This is a genomic window from Anaerococcus degeneri (genome assembly GCF_017874475.1).
GTDB classification, from domain to species: Bacteria; Bacillota; Clostridia; order Tissierellales; family Peptoniphilaceae; genus Anaerococcus; species Anaerococcus degeneri.
Window position 1 is genome coordinate 1 of sequence record NZ_JAGGLO010000014.1, and the last position, 17,031, is coordinate 17,031.

Sequence of the window (17,031 nt, forward strand, 5' to 3'; positions counted from 1 at the left end):
TTCTAACTCCCATTTTGTAGATGAATAATCTTCTTTTAGTTTTGCATTTTCATCTTGTAATCTTTTTAATTCATCTTTAAGCTGAGTAATTTCTGCTATTAGTTCATCATTGTTAGAATTTTTAAGTTCCTCAATTTCTTTATTCAATTGGGCAATCTTATTATCTTTATCTCTAATCTCTTCTTCTAGCTTAGACTTTTCTTGTTTTAGTTTTTCTCCATTATCTTTGCAAGATTCTAACTTTTTCTTTAATTCATCTATCTTTGATTGGTCTTCTTGTTTCTTATCATTTAAGTCTTTGATCTGATTTTCTAAGTCCTTAATGTTTTTAGTTAAATCATCAATCTTATTGTCCTTTTCATCAATATCTTGCCCTGTTAAATCTGTTTGAGTATCAATGGAATATTTATTTGGATTGTAAATAGTCATCTTTCCTTGATACATATCATTGTTATAATCAAATTCAAGTTCTACACTATCTACATTCTTATCAAAGACAAACTCTCCATTTTCATACCTCAATCCATTAGGAATAGATTTGAATCCTTGATTTCCCTTGAAACCAAAATGATTTTCGTAAAATGGATTTTGTTTTGGTCTATATTCAACTTCTTGATTATGGAATACTCCCTTACTGTTAATATTTGGATTGCCTAAAACTTTTATAGTATGCAATTTATTTCTTGAAAAAGCATACTGTTCAATTGTCTTCACAGACTTCGGTATAGTTATTTCTTGGAGGTTATTTCTTTCAAAAGCATTATGTTCAATATTTACCAAAGTATCAGGTAAAGTTACTTCTCTAAGTCCACAATTGAAAAATGCTAAACCACCAAGATAAGTTAGACTATTTGATAGTTTTACCTCGTCTATACTTGCTTCGTAAAAGGCAGCATAACCTAAATGCTTAACAGAATCAGGAACAATTACTTTATCCCAATGTTTTCCACGTCCAAATTCTCTTTTATATCTAAGTTCATCGTTTGAATGACTTAAAGAATAATTTCCATTTATAGATTTCGTTCCTTCAGGAAATACTAGAACATTTGTCTTTTCTTTCTTTTCTAAGCCCTTATCACTAAAGGCGATTATATTTCCCTTAGAGGAATACATAAAATCATCTTCCGTCCACTCTACCTTATAATCTGTACTTGCATATACAGGACTTACAGCCACTATATTCACTAGACTTACAAGTAGCATTATCACAGCTAAAATTCCACTTGTTATTTTTTTCATAAATTTTCCTCACTTTCATTTGTATCTTTTCTTTTAAGTTCTTGTCTTTCTCTATTTTCTTCTTCCTTATTTTTTCTAACAATAAATAAAAATTCATCAAGAGATATTTTTTGACTTCGAAATTCCTTGATGACCTCTAAATTTTCTATTTCTTCTTGTTCCTCTACTAATAACTGAAGTTCTATTTCAATTTCTTCTTTTTTCTTTCTTAAATTCTTCTGTTTTTCTATGTTTCTGATTAATTTTTTATTCATAGATTTTTACTCCTTCCCCCTTATTTTGGTCTACCAAAGGAATAAAAGTGATTTTTCCAATATCTTGAGTTTATACTGGTATATTGGATAGGATCTCCTGCATGGAGCATCATTCCATTTCCGGCATATATCCCTACGTGAGAAATTGGCGTACCGGAATTATATGTGCCTTTAAAGAAAATAATATCCCCAGGTTTTGCCTCGCTTGGAGATATTGGATTACAATAGTTTTTATAAATAAGCCAAGCTGTAGTTCTTGGCATTCTCTTTACACCAGACTTTGTAAATGACCAACATACAAAACCTGAACAGTCAAAGTTAGATGGTCCACTTGCTCCAAACACATATCTTTTGCCTATATGTTTTTCTGCTTCATTAAATAAGGCTTTGGCAGTTTCAGAATCAAAAGCAAGACCGGGATTTCCAAAGTTTGGATTGTCTATAATCTCTCCCAAGTTCCCATAGCTTGATCCAAAATATCCACTCATATTTCCCTGACTATCAAGTAATGCTAAATAATGAGCCATATTTGTTTCATAGTTTGCAAATTCTTCTCTTGCTATTTCATCAATACTTTTCTTTTTTATAGTTAAGGTTAGAATTCTATAGATATATGGATTTCCTTCACTGTCATATTTTGTAATAGACTTTGAAGTATATTTTTTCTCATACATTTGATTAAATAGTTTTTTTAATTCCTTTTGTATCTCTTCAGCTGACTTAATCTCTCCATATCTTGCTGTTAAATAGCTAAAAAGCTCGTGTAGATCATGACCAACAGAATCTCCTTTTATATGATATTCATCATAATTTGGATAATTTTCTTTAATACTATCTATTTCATCTTGTAATGCATATTCATAACTTGTAAATTCATTATTAATATCCATTAAAACTTCTTCTTTTGATAGATAGCTTGTAGCTATAACATTACTTGTTAATCCTGAAGTAAGACTGCCAACATTGCTAATTCCTTGAAATAGCATAAAAAAAAGTCCTAAAATACAAAGGGCAATTAAAATTTGCTTATATCCTTTGTTTTTTAAAACTTCCAATGTTTTCTTTCCAATATTAGCGAAAGATTTCTTTATTCTATTTACTAAACCTTCCCCTTGTTTTTTCCTAAAATCTCTCTGAAACTTCTTTTTCATAAAAAATCGATTCAATTTATTAGAGTTTTGATAAGCTTTAGTCTTCTTCAATTCTTCAAAATTTCTTTGAAAGAGGAGTTTACTTTCTTTCTTATAAATTTTTCCTTCTAAAGATTTTATTTTTCTTTGAGTTTTTAAAGGTTTTTTTCTTCTAAAATGGCTAATTTCTCTACCTACAACTTCGGTAGTTCTACTAAGCTTATAAGCAGCGTTAACGCCTGCATTATCATCTTTCCCACTATATAGATAGTTTGCCGTCATAGCACTCGCAAAAGTAATAGGTTTTTCTAAACCCGCTTTTTTTGACTTTTTCTTATCCTTAATTAACTCTTTTTCCTTTTTATTCTTTTTCTCATATAGTTTTGATACTTTATCTTCCTTTTTATAAAACTTATCTTTTTCACTTTTGTTATCTTTTTTAGAATGGAATTTAGTTTTATTTTTTGTATCTACCTTATTTTCTTCAGATACATTTTTAGAATCCTGTACTTCTTTTTTTGTCCTGGTGTATTCTTTCTTTGAATCAAAGTTGCTTTTCTTTATAGTATTATCAAAAGCGTCTTTTATTTGTCTTTTCTTTCCCTTGTTTTTATTAGAAATTCCACTATGATTTAAATCAAGTTCATCTACTTCAAGATTCTCATTTTTTATTACGTTTTTTTCCTGTTTGAAAATTTCTTTTTTCGTGCCTATTTTTTCTTGATTCTTTTTATTTATATTATATTTATCTTTATTTTTTTCAGATTCACTTTTAAATCCTTCAGATAGGCTATCCTGTCTAAATTTCCCACTAGAAACCCTACCTATTAGCATATTTTTTTCTTCTAAATTTCTAACTTTGACTTTGAAATATTTGCTATTTTGTTTTTTATTAGTATTCAGATCTTGAATTATTTTTTTATCTTCTTCATTTGCCTTATATGATAAGTCTTTTCTTCTAAACTTCCCATTTAAAGATTTTAATTCTGCTTTTTCCCCTTTGTCCTTAAACTGACTTTGAGATCGATAAAGTTTTTTTAAGGTGTTTTTTTGAAAGCTTTCTTTCCCTTTATTACCAAGAATAGAAGAACCATCCCAATTTTTTCTTTGCACATCAGAAGATGGTAAATACTTATAGTCATCTCTTGTGTCCCTATATGATACATTGCTATCACTAAAGTTCATGTCATAGCGATCTATGACACCATCATTATCTGAGTCCTGCGATAAGGGATCATATGTTGAACTTACCTCTCTATTAAAATTCTTATCTTCTTTTCTAAATTTCCTTATTTTTTTCTCTGGCACATCATTAAAACTTTCATTCTCAACGTTTTTCTTCCATTTTAAATTACTATTCCCCTTGTAATTTTTTTGGGGAGAAGTGCTACTTTTTAAATTAGAGCTAGTTGAATTTGGTCTATCATTAAAATCTTCTTTAAAGTTACTTAGCCTGTATTCTGTTTCTTGCCCGTAATATTCACCATATCTACTTTCCTCATTTTCTTCCATTTTTCTATGCTGCTGTTGTGAATATTCTGGCTGATATTCATTATGATAGAAAGTTTCTGAAAATTTTTCCTCATGGTTTTTTCTTTGTCTTCTTCCTCTATTTGACTTATCTTTTTCGTTGAGTAAATCCTGACTATTTTCTTGCAAATGAGATGAATAATACTTAGAGTCTTCAGCATTATTGTCTATGTTGTTCTTGCTTTTTTCTTTATTAATTTCTTTTTTTGAAAAATCTGATGGTCTCTCTGTACTACTGGATTTTTCATTGCTTTCTTCTTTCTTTTCTGATATAAGCTTGGTCTTTGGTACATCTCTTGGGTTTACTTTCCCTTTCTTTTTCATATATACCTCCTATTTCATATTTTTCTCTATCCTTTCTTTAGCTATTTGACAGTAGTCTTTGTTTATGTCAATTCCAATATATTCTCTGTCCATCCTAATAGCTACCATTCCAACAGTTCCTGAACCCATAAAAGGATCAAGAATTAAGCCTTTTTTAGGACATCCTGCTTTTATACAAAGTTCTACCAGTTTTGGTGGAAATACCGCATAGTGTTTTCCTTTAAACGCACTGGTGTTAATAGTCCAAATATCTCTATTGTTTCTAAACTTAGGGACATTATCTCCTATATATTCTCCATACTCTCTTGCTTCATTTATGCTCTGTCTTTTAGCTCCTGTGCCTTCTTGTAAATACTTATTATTATTTCCCCTTGCCCTCATATATCTTTTTTTGCTTATTTCTTTTATTGGTTCTTTCATAGCGTCAAAGTTATAGAAATACTTTCTTGCTTTTGATAGTAGGAAGATATGTTCATAGGATCTTGATGGTCTATCTCTACAAGACTCAGGCATGGCATTTTCCTTATGCCAAATAATATCACTTCTTAAATACCAACCGTCCTCTCTTAATTTTAAAGCTAGTTGCCAAGGTATCCCCATTAAGTCTTTTGCCTTGTAGCCACTGAGTTTTTCTGTAATAGACTCTTTTTGACCACTTCTTCCTTCTATGTTTTTAGGATCTTTATATTCTTTTTTGCTTCTTGTGCCTGCATAAGAATCTCCAATAACTATCCAAAGTGTTCCTTCTTTTTTTAATACTCTTTTTACTTCTCTAAAGACTTCAATTAATTTATTTAAATATTCCTCCGGACTTTCTTCTCTTCCAATTTGTCCTTCTGCTTTATAATCTCTAAGTCCATAATATGGAGGAGATGTAATACAGCAATCAAATGTTTTATCTGGAAATTCCTTTAGAGCAGAAATTGCATCTAAATTAATAATATAGTTAGTTTTTAACTTCTCTCTGTCTATCAATTTCTATCCCTTCCTTTAATTCTTCTGGTTTAGTTGTCATTAACTTATACAATTTGGTATCTTTAGGAAAGCTATCTACAAAAGGTACTATTGTGTTTCCGTAGAATAGTAATCCCTCTCCCTCATTGGAATTTGTTACGTAGGATAACTGATAAAGAGATATATTTAACTTCTTCGCTAAAATTTCCCTATCACCACTAGCTTGATTAAGCATTAAGATAAAATCTGTGTTATCAAATATATTTTCTATTTCAGGACTGGCTAAAAGGTCCTTTACATTTTGTGTTAATCCTGTTGGAATCCCACCCCATTTTCTAAATCTTTTCCAGATTTCTATGGAATATGAGGCTGTTTGTTCTTCTCTTAAAAGCAAATGGAATTCGTCACAGTAATATCTGGTTTCCTTCTTATTCCTATTAATAGTTACTCTGTTCCATACTTGATCTTGAACAATTAACATACCTATTTTTCTAAGTTGCTTTCCTAATTCCTTAATGTCATAGCAAAGAATTCTATTGCCTGTATCTACATTAGTCCTATGGTTAAATACATTAAGACTACCTTTGACATAAATTTCCATTTCTACTGCTAATTTTTTCCCTACCTTTTCTTCTTGTTTTAAAAGTAAATTATATAAATCTTCTAAAATTGGCATGTTTTCAGGAATAGGATTGTCGAAGTAATTCTTATATAATATTGGAAGGCATCTATCAATTACTGAAGTTTCTTCTGCACTTAACCCTTCCTTTCCTACTACAAGTTCAAACAGTGAAAGAATAAAGTCAGACTTTAAAGATAAGGGATTGTCTTCATCGGCATAGTCTACATTTATATCCAACGGGTTTATATAATCCTTACTTGTTGGCGATATTTTTATAACTTCTCCACCTAGTGCCTTAGTTAAATTTCCATACTCCCCTTCCGGATCACATATAATGATGTCATCTTGTGTGATTAAAAAAGCATTGGTAATTTCTCTTTTAGCCGAAAAAGATTTACCACTACCAGGCGTTCCAAGTATTAAACCGTTTGGATTCTTTAAAAGCTTTCTATCTGTCATAATGATGTTACGACTTAAAGCATTTAATCCGTAGTATAAGCTCTCTCCTTCTAAGCACAGCTCTTCTGTTGTAAAAGGAATAAAGACTGCTGTAGAGCTAGTTGTAAGTCCTCTTTTTATTTCGATTTCATTTTTTCCAAGTGGCAGGGAGGAAATTAGTCCTTGTTCCTGTCTATAGTTAAGATTTTTCAATACACAATTATGTCTACCTGCTATTGAATTTAGTTGAAAGATTATATTACTCAATTTCTTTCTACTTTTTTCCATATTTGTAAACAAAATAGTTATGACAAACATTCTCTCATTATGATTTTGAAGTTCTACTAACAGTTTCTTAGCATCATTACCATAGGTAATTAAATCGCTTGGAAGAATATCAATATCATATCCTGATCTTATAGCCTTCTTATTTTCTTCAATTTTCATTTTATCCAAGTCTGTTATTTTTCTTTTAATCATCTTTATAGCTTCTGTTTGATCAATGGAATTTATATGAAATGTTACAATCATATTTTCTTCAACTCCTAAAAATTCTGATAATAATCTATCTGATAATTCAGGTGCTAGAATTTGTAGAAAGTTTACTTCTCCAAAGTATTCTCCAATTTTAAATTGATTGTTAGATGAAAAGTTAAATGATGCTGGTACTATATAATCCTTAGTAGATAGTCCACTATATTTTAGGTCTTCAAAGGAAAAAACAAAATTCTTATTCGGATTTAATATATCGTGAATAACCTTTAACCTTTCATATCCACTTAATACATAAGCTTTTACTCCCATCTGCTTAAAGTTATTTAATATATCCATTTCCATTCTTTCAAGTCTTGTAGTTGCCTCTTTTAAATCTTGTGCTTGTAAGCTAAAGGTGATATACATATATTTAGTAAGTCCATTATTTCCTTTTTGACTCTGATTTTTTAGCATTTCCCTGTACTCTTTTCGTATTTCATTATATGAATCGTTTCTATCCGGAACATTGATATTTTTTTCTACTTCTTCATTTTTTCCTATGCGATTAATATATGAAAGTTCTATATCAACACTTGGATCAAAATAGTTTAAAAAACTTGAAAATTCATTAAATATACTTTCCTTATCTTCTTCTGTTGAAAGCTGGTAGTTAATATCTAAAAAACGTATCATTTTATTAAATTTGTTCTTCTCAACTTGGCAAATCCCATTTCTCAACATTCTTAAATAAGGGATTGTTTCCTGAACGCTCTTTTTCTTCTTTCCACCAAAAAAGGAAAGCTTCTTTTTGGGCTTTCCTTTTTCTTTAGAAATATTTGCTTTTTTCATCTTTTTTTGACTTATACTAATGCTTTTTAAATCTTCTTTTTGTTTTTTTAAATTTCTTTTTTCTTGATTTAATTTTTTCTGTTGTTTTTTCTGTATTTGATTCATTTACTCCTTTCCTTTCTTTGTTTCTTTATATCATAAATACATTCTGTCTTGTATATCCTTATACTTGTCTGTCTTTTCTTATCTATAATATACTTTAAATATTTTTCAAAATAGATCCCGTCCTTTTCATAAAGAGTTGCAAATATTATAGGAAAAGACACACCTATCATAATTAACATAGATAGGTCATTAGGAAGCACTTTTTTTACCATTAAATATACTGGAAAGCCTATTAGACCTGCAATTGTAAAGCCAATTAATTGTCTTTTTGTTAGATTTAGAGCTACCTTTGTTTTTACTTTTGTTAAGTCCTTTGGGACATTTACATAAGCCATTATTCTAAACCCTCTAAGTAAAAGCCATATATATCTTCTCTGTTCAGATCTTCTAATGATTTTCCCATATTCACTGCTATTTCTAAGACTTTTTCATTCGTTTCTTCTCTATTATCTAAAACTTCCAATGTTTTTCTTATAATCATTCTATTTTGTATTTCTCTTGTAATATATCCCCCTATTAAAAGTATTGGGAGTCCTATTGTTCCAAGTGTTTTTAAATTAATTTTTTTGTCCTTTTTTCTTCTAATTTTCATCATCTTCTCCTTTTTTATTAATGAGCATTTAAAATTGATTTTGCAATACTTCCTGATTTCATCATAGTTATACCAAGTATTAAGGTGTATCCTAGTAATTCAAAAATACTTTTGTGTATGTCTGATATATTTAAAGTCTTAACAAGTACGGCATAAATTCCTACGCATATAAGTAGGAATAAACCTTGCAAGCCAAGTGCGAAGAGCCCTCTTATATAGTTTGTTCCAATACTTCCCCATTCTTTATTGCCCATTGTGGCAAAAGGTATGGCGCAAACTGAAGTATAAATATATATTTCTATCATCCTGCCGTATAGAATAACTGTAATTAGTATTGATATCCCTTGAATTATCATCTTTACAATTGATGTCTCTAGTACTATAGTCATTAATTTTCCTATTGACTCTCCTTTTAGGCTATCTACCATATTAGCTATATCACCTGGAGAAACTTTTGCACTAGCATTTGCCACACCTGCTGCCTTTCCTATTAAATTCTGTGCCACATCAAATACTGCCATAGAAAAGTCAAAAGCATGAGATACAAGCCATACTGCTATCCACATTTTTATCATATATTTAAAAAAATCAAAGGTATCTGTGTCATGCATATTATTTTTGTTCATTACCATTTGAATTAATTCAATACATAGTACAGCCGTTATGATAAGACCTGCTATGGGAAGTATAACATTTTCTGAAATAGACTTTATGAAGTGGAAAACCTCCGAGTTCCATCCACTCGGAGTCTTTCCTACCTCATTTGCTATCGTTGATACTTTATCATTTATATCAAGGAGCATTCCGCTTAAATTTTCCTTGATCATATCAATAAGTATCTCCGAAAAAAACTCTTTGATCTTATCTACTATATTAAACATTTTATTTTAACACGTTTGCTAATAGCGGTATTAGTTTTAAACCTATGAGTACAATTCCCCCTCCAGCCATAAGCTGCTTAATACCTTGAGATTTAGCACCAGGGTTGTCATTCCCATAACCTTCCATCAGGTTGATAACACCCCATGCTCCAAGCCCTGCACCAATTGCTGTAACTAATATTTTTAATACATTTACTGCTTGTGTAAAAAATTCCATTTATATTTCCTCCTCTTTTTCTTCTTTTTCAATTTTATTTATGTGCTTTACTATAAAATTTTTAAATGTCTTGTCTTCTTTTTTTGTTTCCTTAAAATATCCAAAAATATGGATGTATTCTCCACTTTTAAATTCCTTCACACTTTTTGCCTTTTCTCCGTAGAGATTACAGTAGATATATTCTTTTTTAACCTTTCCTTCTTCTTTGTTCTTTCTAACTATTGTGAAGTTAGCTACCTCTTTTTCTCCTTCCTTTGTATCTATTGCAGTTGTTTTTATTTCTCCTACTAGATTTCCATTAATATTTAGCATTTCTCTTTCCATTTGTTCTATCTCCTTTATTCCATAAAAAAAGCGATAGTTTTCTCTATCGCTTCTACTTCTAATTCATTAATATTTCATTTTTCTCTGTATCTTATTTTTTCGGCTCATCTCGTATATTTTTCATTCTTCCTCCTTTGGGCATAAAAAAACACCGAAATGTTTTTTTCGGTGTAGATTTCTCTATTTAATTTTATGGTTTTAGTAATTCTTTCCAGTTTTCTATAAAGCCAACATGTCTTAATTCAATATTTTCATATTTTGATATTAGTGCTGTTAGATCATGATAAAATTTTTTGTAATTTTCTTCTTCAGAAACTATTTTAAGATTAACTAATGTAGCAAATATTGTATTGTTTGAAATATTATTTTTTAAATATTCTTTATATAGCTTTGGTGATTTTGTAAGCTTTGCTCCATATAGCCTGCCATAATGGGCACATATATTTCTTATATAGGCAAAATTTTCTATCCAAGATTCAAAGTAATGGTAGTCTGTATGAAAGACTTTTGCAATTTTACTTTTATCTTCATTTTTCATATTCTTATACATTTTAGATAAAGTTCCAAAACTTGCTACTTCTATCACTGCATAGAGTGGAATTTCTCCACCTTCATAATTGTCTTTAAAGTTTTTTATAAATGGTGAGCGTCTATTTCTTTTAACTTCCCTTGCTAATTCTTCTAGTACCCTTTCTTGTTCCTTTTGTTTCTCAAAATTATTCATATCTTTATATGAAAAGTTCCCATATCTTAAAGAAAAATAGTTTGTGATAACTGCTCTTAAAGAAACTTCAATATGCTCTATTGTTTCAAATATAAGCTGTCTAAGTTCTCTATCAAATTTATATAAACTTACAATATCTTCAAAACTTGTTCCTGATATATATCTTCCATCTTTTTTTAATGTGATACTATAAGCTTTAATCAGCCTATAATAGGATATTCTTCCAAGAATTTTCTTAGCATAAGTTTTATCTTCTACTAAAAGTCCTAAGTCTATTAAGTTTTTTACTTGATTTTCTATACTAATCGGTTCTTGATGAATTTTTTTCATTTTTTCTCCTAAAATCAAATGACCCGACTTGGTCCGCATTGTTAAGAGGCGTGTCGGGTACTGTTGACATTATTATATGTTATAAAATATTTTTTGTCAAGTATTTCCTTTTAATCTTTCCTAAATATCTATCTTACTTCTTATTTAATTTTAAATTTATTCATCTAGTATTTCAACTACCATGCTCTCTTTTAACTTAACCTCATCTTTTCTCTGTAGGTATTTCTCTATGTCAAATATATTTCTCTTGTCATAATCTTCAAGGAACTTATAATTCTTATGTTTGGTTATATCAAATTTATCTGAAAGAAATGGTCTAACTCCTCTTAATTGGTAGATACATTTCCCACCATCCATTACAGTTATTTCATCTTGGCTCATTAATTCTTTTCCAGTTTTTTGATAGTTTAAACCAAAACTCTTTTGATTCGATCTTGTTTCTGATGTATTATATAGGTCTATTGTTTCTTTTCCCAAACTTTCAGATAATTCTTTTAATGTTGTTCTTTCTTTGCCTCCTAAAAATAATGTAGAATCACAATTGCCAACTATGGTATCGGCATTATCTTTATAGATACTTTTTAGTTGTGATTGTGCTTGTAATATTATACAAGCTGATATTTCTCTACTTCTAATAGTTGCTATCAGCTTTTCAAACTTTGGAATTAAGCCGATATTTGCAAATTCATCAAGTAGGCATCTCACATGAATAGGAAGTCTTCCGCCATATTCGTCATCTGCTTTATCACATAATAGATTAAATAATTGTGAGTACATTATTGATACTACAAAGTTAAATGTATCATCTGTATCCGATATTATTACGAATAAAGCTGTTTTCTTTTCTCCAAGTGTATCAAGTTCCAGTTCATCTTCTTTCATTAAGTCCCTAAGTTCCTGAATATCAAATGGAGCAAGCCTTGCTCCACAGGATATAAGGATTGATTTGGCAGTTTTTCCTGTAACAACTTGTCAAGGACTTTCTAATCATTTTTATCGACTTTTTGATGTTTTTCTCTCTCCATTTCTCTAATCATTATGCGTTTTAATTTGTCTTGCATTGTTTCCGTTGCATTTTCATTAAAGTGAACAACAACCTCATAGGTTGCTTTACCAATTTTCTTTATGGTTTTTGTTCCCGTATTCTGTTCATTTTTATTTTCGTGCATATATTTTTCCTCCTGTTTGTTTCGATAAAAAAGACGATTAGATTTTTAATTTTCTAATCGCCTTTAAAGTGTCATATTTATATTTTTATTATATCTGGCATACTTTGATACCTTTTTAGACTTAAAGTCTTTAATAGTGGCTTTCCACCTCTTTTTATCTATAAAGATTCGCCTATGTCATAGTTCATTTTTTTATTTCCTCCTTGATGTCTTAGTTTTTCTTTGTCTTCTTCATACCATTTTAAGATTGTCGCATAGTGGTTTTGATAGGTCTTACCACTGCTTTCCATGTATCTGGATAGTTTATTTATCATTATTTCTGTGTGTGAGTTTAATTTTTCTTTTAGATTTTTATATTCTTCTTTGCTTAGCCTTACATTTTTGTATTCTCCATAAAAGATGGGGGTGGACTTTTTATCTTTTTCTATCTCTCCCTCTCTCTCTTTATCTATCTCTATATCTTTCTCTATCTCTATCTCTTGTCGGACATGGGTTGGACTCATTAAGGACAATGTCCTCTGTTTATTTTGTCTGTATCTTCTTTTTTTCTCTGCCCAGGCTGTTTCTGATCCGATTAAGTTTGGTATTTCAGTTAAATAGTATTCATCATTTTCTGTTACAACTTCTAATAAGCCTTGGTTGATTAAATAATTAACTGTAACCATTACATCATCGTCTGTTTCATCTATGGTTAGTGCTAACTCTTTTATAAAATCACTTTCTACTCCGTCATAATATAGTTTGCCCTCATCTTTTAGACTTAGTAATAAAAGTTTGAGGTAGATTATCGTGTAGGTATCTCCTCCCGATATTCTCCTTAGCCTTTTTATCCTTTTGTCTGTGAAAAATTCTTCTTTTAATTTTATCCAATAATATCTTTTGTTTGTTGCCATATCTGCTCCTTTCTTGATTTTCGATAATCGAAATTCTTGATTTCCGATTTTCTTAAATTCTGGACTTCTGCTTTTCGGAAGTCTTGTTATTGTATTTAAGGGTGTAACTTTTCGTTACTCCCTTAGATTTCTCTGGTCATATCTTTTTTGTTTGGTTTTACTTTTTCCTTTACTTTCCTTTTTACTTTTTCTTTTGCCTTATCCTTGTTCTTGGATAGGTCTTTGTATTTCTTTATTTGCTTTAGGATACTTTCCTTTTCTTTTTTATTTTCTTTGGCTATGACTTGCTTAAAGGCATATTCCATTACTTTTATATCTTTGGCTTGGAAAAATACTTCATAGTTTTTAGTTTCTTTGTTTTTCATTACTGAAAAACTTACTCCAAGTTTGTTTAGTTCTTTTTTTAAGTCTTTGAGGTCGCTTTGATCTATGCTTATATTTTCTAGTTGTCCTTTTTTATATAAGTCTTTTATTTTCATTTTATCTCCCATAAGACTTTTTAAGTTTCCATTTGCTTTTTCTAAGGTATCATTCATCTTTTTTCTTATTTCTTTTTCAAGATTGATTGATTCTTTTGCTGCCTTTATTGTGTATGTTATTATGGTTTGTGCTGCTTGACCTGCTTCTTTGCTTATTTCTTCGTTTATCATGTTTTCTCTCCTTTGTTTGAAATAAAATAGAGAAGTATAGGCTTTAATTTTTCTATACTTCCCTTTGCTTGTTTTTATTTTATTGTTCTTGGTGGTGGAATGCTTTATTTTGATGTTTTTATATCTTTCTTAGGTCTTTGTACCTTTTATTGTTTTTCTGCTCTTATTTTGCTTTTCCACCTTTAGTAGTTTGTGTGTGTTCTTTTGTCTGATAGATAGTTTTTCATGTTGGAATATATAATCTGTATTTCCTCATTGTTCATTGATTTTATTTCTTCTGTGCTTTTGTAGGTTTTATATGTTCCATCTTGATCTGCTTTTATGAGTTCATTTATTATCTCTTGCCTTTTATTCATCTCTATTACCTCCTCGATCTGCCTTTATTTTCTTGGTCATATTATAGCTTGGATAAGATATTTTTACCAGGTCTTATCTTTCTTGATTTTTGTAATAGTCTTTAGTCATTTGTCTTTTTTTATTAAAACTATCACTATCTTGCTTATACTCTTTTATCTTTTCTATGATACTTTCTTTTTCTCCTCTCTTGATTGCCTTGTCAATTTCAATACTTAGGTCTATGCCATAATCATCATTTACAGTCTTAGCTGCATATTTGATATGATTGATATTTTCGTATTCTTCCTTAATAGATTGAGCTTGTTTATTTAGCTTAGTAATTTCAATTTCAAGACTTTGTATATCGCTTTGCCAATTTTTAGATTTAATAGCTGATGAGCCTGTTATTTTTTCAAGGATTGCCCTTGCTCTTTTATATTTATCTATCTCGTCTTTATGGGAATTGTAAAAGCTGTCTTTGAATAGGGATTTACTGTTCCATTCCTCAAAGACTTTTTTGTTATCCTTGATGATGTCCGCATAGGCAAAGCATTTATTTAAGTTTTCTATTCTTGTGGTTTTCGCCTTAATGTCTTGACTAATCTTCTTATTTTGGGATTGTAATGTGCTTATCTTTTCTTGTAGGTCGGCTATGGTTTTAAGATTGTTGTCTTTCAGATATATTCTTGCTTTGGAAAATCGTCTTAGGTCTGCACCTATCTTTTTGTTGCTTGCATAGGGATTTAACTTTCTTGCTTTTTCTCCCTGTAAGTCATAATAAATACTGATGTACTCATAGAGATTAAAGAGTTCCGCCTTGTTCTCATATTCTTCTTTTTTCTCCTGTTTGTATTCATCATATTTTACTTGCAGACTTCCAAGTAACGAGCCTATCCAAGACGTAAGTTTGGATAGCTCCTCTTTTAATTTTCTAAATTCTAAATTCAAGGCGATGATTTTTCTGTTTTGGTTTCCTCTCTCTGTCTGTATGCCTTTTTTCTCCATCTGATAACTGCTTGTGCCTAAATGAATTTGCGGGAGTTCTTCTCTGCCTTGTTCTTTAAAGGTGCGTGGATCTATCCTTTTATTTATGTTGTTTCTTGCCAAGTATTCGTTTGCTTTCTTTGAAAAGTTTTCTCTCCACTCTTTTGCTTTGTCAGGTTCATTCCAATCGTTCAAATTTACTTTTCTTGATTTATAGTTTCCACTTTTCAGTTTTATCTTTTCTCCGTTTTCATCAAGGATATATTTTTTTCTGCATTTCGGTTTCCAATTCCCTTTTTTGTCTATTTCTCTAAGGGTAAGTAGGATATGGGCGTGTGGTTGTTCTTCATGATCGCTTGCCATAGGATTATGAATATTACAGTCTGCTATCATACCTTTAGAAGTAAAGTTTTCTTCTATAAATTCGCTGATTAACTTTATTCTGTCCTGTTCATTTAATTCTCTTGGAAGTGTAAAGAGCAGATTTCTTGCAAGTTGTGAATTTTTACTTTTTTCGATTTTCTCAACTTCATTCCATAGGTATTCTCTGTTTGAAAACTCTTTCGGGATATGTTCCGGCAGAAATATTTTTGAGAATACAAGGTCTTCTTTTTTAGAATAGTCATGTGTTTTTCCATAGTATTCATCTTGTAATTTATCTCTTGCATTGTATGCAGCTTTTGCAATCACGCTATGCCCTTTTGACCTTGCCACAATATCTACATGGGTATGCAAACTTTTGATTTCCATTGTCTTTTCCTCCTTTATCTGTTTTCAATTTTGGGATTTTACTATCCTAATGTTCAGGTCGTATCTTCGCTCCCTTTTTCAAAGGGCGCAAAGATACACCGTTTGACTACGGTGCTTTGCGTTCCTGCGGAAAGCTTATAGCTCCGCTAAGGAAACGAAAACGCTAAAGCATTTTTATTTGTTCAAGGGGGCTACTCCCCCTTAGACCCCTGTGAACTTTGTTTTTTGTAGATTTTTCAAATCCACAAAAAAGCAAAGTGTTAAAATGTTCTCACTTTGCTCCATCTCAGTTTCTAATACATTTTCTGTTTTCCTTATTCTTCCTCTGTCAGTTCTTCAAAATCATCATTTGCATTTTCCTCTTTAAGATTTGGATTTTCTTCTAAAGAGATTTCTTTTTCTTTTAAATGAATTTCTGTAAGTTCTTTTAGCTTTTCTCTATTTCGATTATCGGAAAGTACATAATCTAAAAAGGCATAGATTAAATCATTGTCGGTACTTTCTTCTGCTCCGGTTATCTGTTTTTCAAATTTCTCAAACACGCCTCCTTTTTCTACTTTTCGTTTCGTGTCCGCCTTTCTTTTTAGCTGTGATTTCTTTTGTCTTAGTTGCTTAATTTTGTTTTCTACCTGTTCTTTTTTCTTAGTTTCTTTTTCCAACTGGCTCATTACATTTTCTAACTCTTTCATTTTTCATTCCTCCATTTCAATATTGTTGTGTTCCAAACAAAGAAAGGCTAAGCACCTTTCTTTGATACTTAACCTTTCATCATTTTTTAGATTTTATCTTCTAAAATCTTTCTTAGTTTTTCTAAAATTTGATCCCTCCTTTGTCCGATTGCCTGATGTGTAACTTTCTCTTTTCTGCTGATTGACCTAAGACTTTCTTCTCTGTAGAAGATGGCTTCCATTAACTCTCTTTCTTCTTTTGTCAGTGTAGCTAATGCCTTATGCAGTTCTTCAATTTGCATTTTGACTTCTACAATTTTTTCTAAGTCTATTTTTTCATCTATGATGTTATCTACAAAGTGTCCATCATGATCTAATGATGAAAATGGAATAACTCCATACTTGCAATCCTTTTTCTGAAGATATTTTTCATGCTCTGTTATCTTCCAATAGGCTTTGTAGACTTCTTCACTTATGGGTATAGCTTCCCCTTTGACATAAAGGTAATATTCCTTATTAGGCATTGTGTTATCCTCCTTTTTAAGTTCTCTGTTTTGCTTTTTGAGAATAAAAAAGGAGGACTTCTACACTTTG

The 17,031-nt window shown here is 30.4% G+C and carries 18 protein-coding genes and 1 pseudogene; all 19 read right to left on the minus strand.

Translation table 11 applies throughout. The features are described 5' to 3' along the window. Positions 1–1,239, minus strand: a 1,239-nt coding sequence (locus J2Z38_RS09615) for a leucine-rich repeat protein (protein ID WP_209775070.1), incomplete at its 3' end; no start/stop codon positions are given. Next, entirely contained in the window at positions 1,236–1,493 is a 258-nt protein-coding gene (locus J2Z38_RS09620) for a hypothetical protein (RefSeq protein ID WP_004837916.1), read from the minus strand. The genes J2Z38_RS09620 and J2Z38_RS09615, both read right to left, overlap by 4 nt. A 20-nt stretch (positions 1,494–1,513) precedes the next feature. Further along, positions 1,514–4,477 (minus strand): C40 family peptidase, encoded by a 2,964-nt coding sequence (locus J2Z38_RS09625; protein WP_209775072.1) that lies wholly within the window; start codon positions 4,475–4,477, stop codon positions 1,514–1,516. A gap of 9 nt (positions 4,478–4,486) precedes the next feature. After that, positions 4,487–5,452 (minus strand): DNA-methyltransferase, encoded by a 966-nt coding sequence (locus J2Z38_RS09630; protein ID WP_004828995.1) that lies wholly within the window; start codon positions 5,450–5,452, stop codon positions 4,487–4,489. Further along, positions 5,424–7,919 (minus strand): VirB4-like conjugal transfer ATPase, CD1110 family, encoded by a 2,496-nt coding sequence (locus J2Z38_RS09635; protein WP_209775073.1) that lies wholly within the window; start codon positions 7,917–7,919, stop codon positions 5,424–5,426. The genes J2Z38_RS09630 and J2Z38_RS09635 overlap by 29 nt, the downstream gene beginning before the upstream one ends. After that, the gene (locus J2Z38_RS09640; RefSeq protein ID WP_002838958.1) at positions 7,916–8,254 is read right to left on the minus strand and encodes a PrgI family protein; all 339 of its coding nucleotides are present in this window, start codon (positions 8,252–8,254) and stop codon (positions 7,916–7,918) included. Before J2Z38_RS09640 ends, J2Z38_RS09635 begins: the two co-directional genes overlap by 4 nt. Continuing rightward, complete coding sequence (locus J2Z38_RS09645) at positions 8,254–8,511, minus strand: hypothetical protein (protein ID WP_000702456.1); 258 nt, start codon at positions 8,509–8,511, stop codon at positions 8,254–8,256. Before J2Z38_RS09645 ends, J2Z38_RS09640 begins: the two co-directional genes overlap by 1 nt. Positions 8,512–8,528: 17 nt before the next feature. Continuing rightward, entirely contained in the window at positions 8,529–9,392 is an 864-nt protein-coding gene (locus J2Z38_RS09650) for a VirB6/TrbL-like conjugal transfer protein, CD1112 family (protein ID WP_004838430.1), read from the minus strand. 1 nt (position 9,393) lies between these two features. Further along, complete coding sequence (locus tag J2Z38_RS09655) at positions 9,394–9,609, minus strand: Maff2 family mobile element protein (protein ID WP_002838961.1); 216 nt, start codon at positions 9,607–9,609, stop codon at positions 9,394–9,396. Then, the gene (locus J2Z38_RS09660; RefSeq protein WP_002838912.1) at positions 9,610–9,933 is read right to left on the minus strand and encodes a hypothetical protein; all 324 of its coding nucleotides are present in this window, start codon (positions 9,931–9,933) and stop codon (positions 9,610–9,612) included. A gap of 190 nt (positions 9,934–10,123) precedes the next feature. Next, a complete protein-coding gene (locus tag J2Z38_RS09665) occupies positions 10,124–10,987 on the minus strand; it encodes an Abi family protein (RefSeq protein ID WP_209775075.1) in 864 nt (287 codons plus the stop codon). A 156-nt stretch (positions 10,988–11,143) separates the two neighbouring features. Beyond that, a pseudogene (locus J2Z38_RS09670) lies at positions 11,144–11,959 on the minus strand (VirD4-like conjugal transfer protein, CD1115 family); the annotation flags it as partial. A gap of 11 nt (positions 11,960–11,970) precedes the next feature. Then, a complete protein-coding gene (locus J2Z38_RS09675) occupies positions 11,971–12,156 on the minus strand; it encodes a transposon-encoded TnpW family protein (protein WP_002416380.1) in 186 nt (61 codons plus the stop codon). Between the two features lie 158 nt (positions 12,157–12,314). Then, positions 12,315–13,049: a phage replisome organizer N-terminal domain-containing protein gene (locus J2Z38_RS09680; RefSeq protein WP_209775076.1), complete on the minus strand. Its 735-nt coding sequence runs from the start codon at positions 13,047–13,049 to the stop codon at positions 12,315–12,317. A gap of 122 nt (positions 13,050–13,171) precedes the next feature. After that, positions 13,172–13,699: a PcfB family protein gene (locus tag J2Z38_RS09685; protein ID WP_209775078.1), complete on the minus strand. Its 528-nt coding sequence runs from the start codon at positions 13,697–13,699 to the stop codon at positions 13,172–13,174. 182 nt (positions 13,700–13,881) lie between these two features. Further along, positions 13,882–14,055 carry a hypothetical protein gene (locus J2Z38_RS09690; protein WP_002416383.1) on the minus strand — a complete coding sequence of 58 codons (174 nt, stop codon included), beginning with the start codon at positions 14,053–14,055 and terminating at the stop codon, positions 13,882–13,884. Between the two features lie 73 nt (positions 14,056–14,128). Beyond that, on the minus strand, positions 14,129–15,769 hold the full coding sequence (gene mobQ, locus J2Z38_RS09695) for a MobQ family relaxase (RefSeq protein ID WP_209775079.1): 1,641 nt from the start codon (positions 15,767–15,769) through the stop codon (positions 14,129–14,131). Positions 15,770–16,083: 314 nt separating this feature from the next. Then, positions 16,084–16,458 (minus strand): hypothetical protein, encoded by a 375-nt coding sequence (locus tag J2Z38_RS09700; protein WP_002416385.1) that lies wholly within the window; start codon positions 16,456–16,458, stop codon positions 16,084–16,086. Between the two features lie 86 nt (positions 16,459–16,544). Then, positions 16,545–16,961, minus strand: a complete 417-nt coding sequence (locus J2Z38_RS09705; RefSeq protein WP_002416386.1) for a sigma-70 RNA polymerase sigma factor region 4 domain-containing protein — start codon at positions 16,959–16,961, stop codon at positions 16,545–16,547. Positions 16,962–17,031 lie beyond the last annotated feature (70 nt).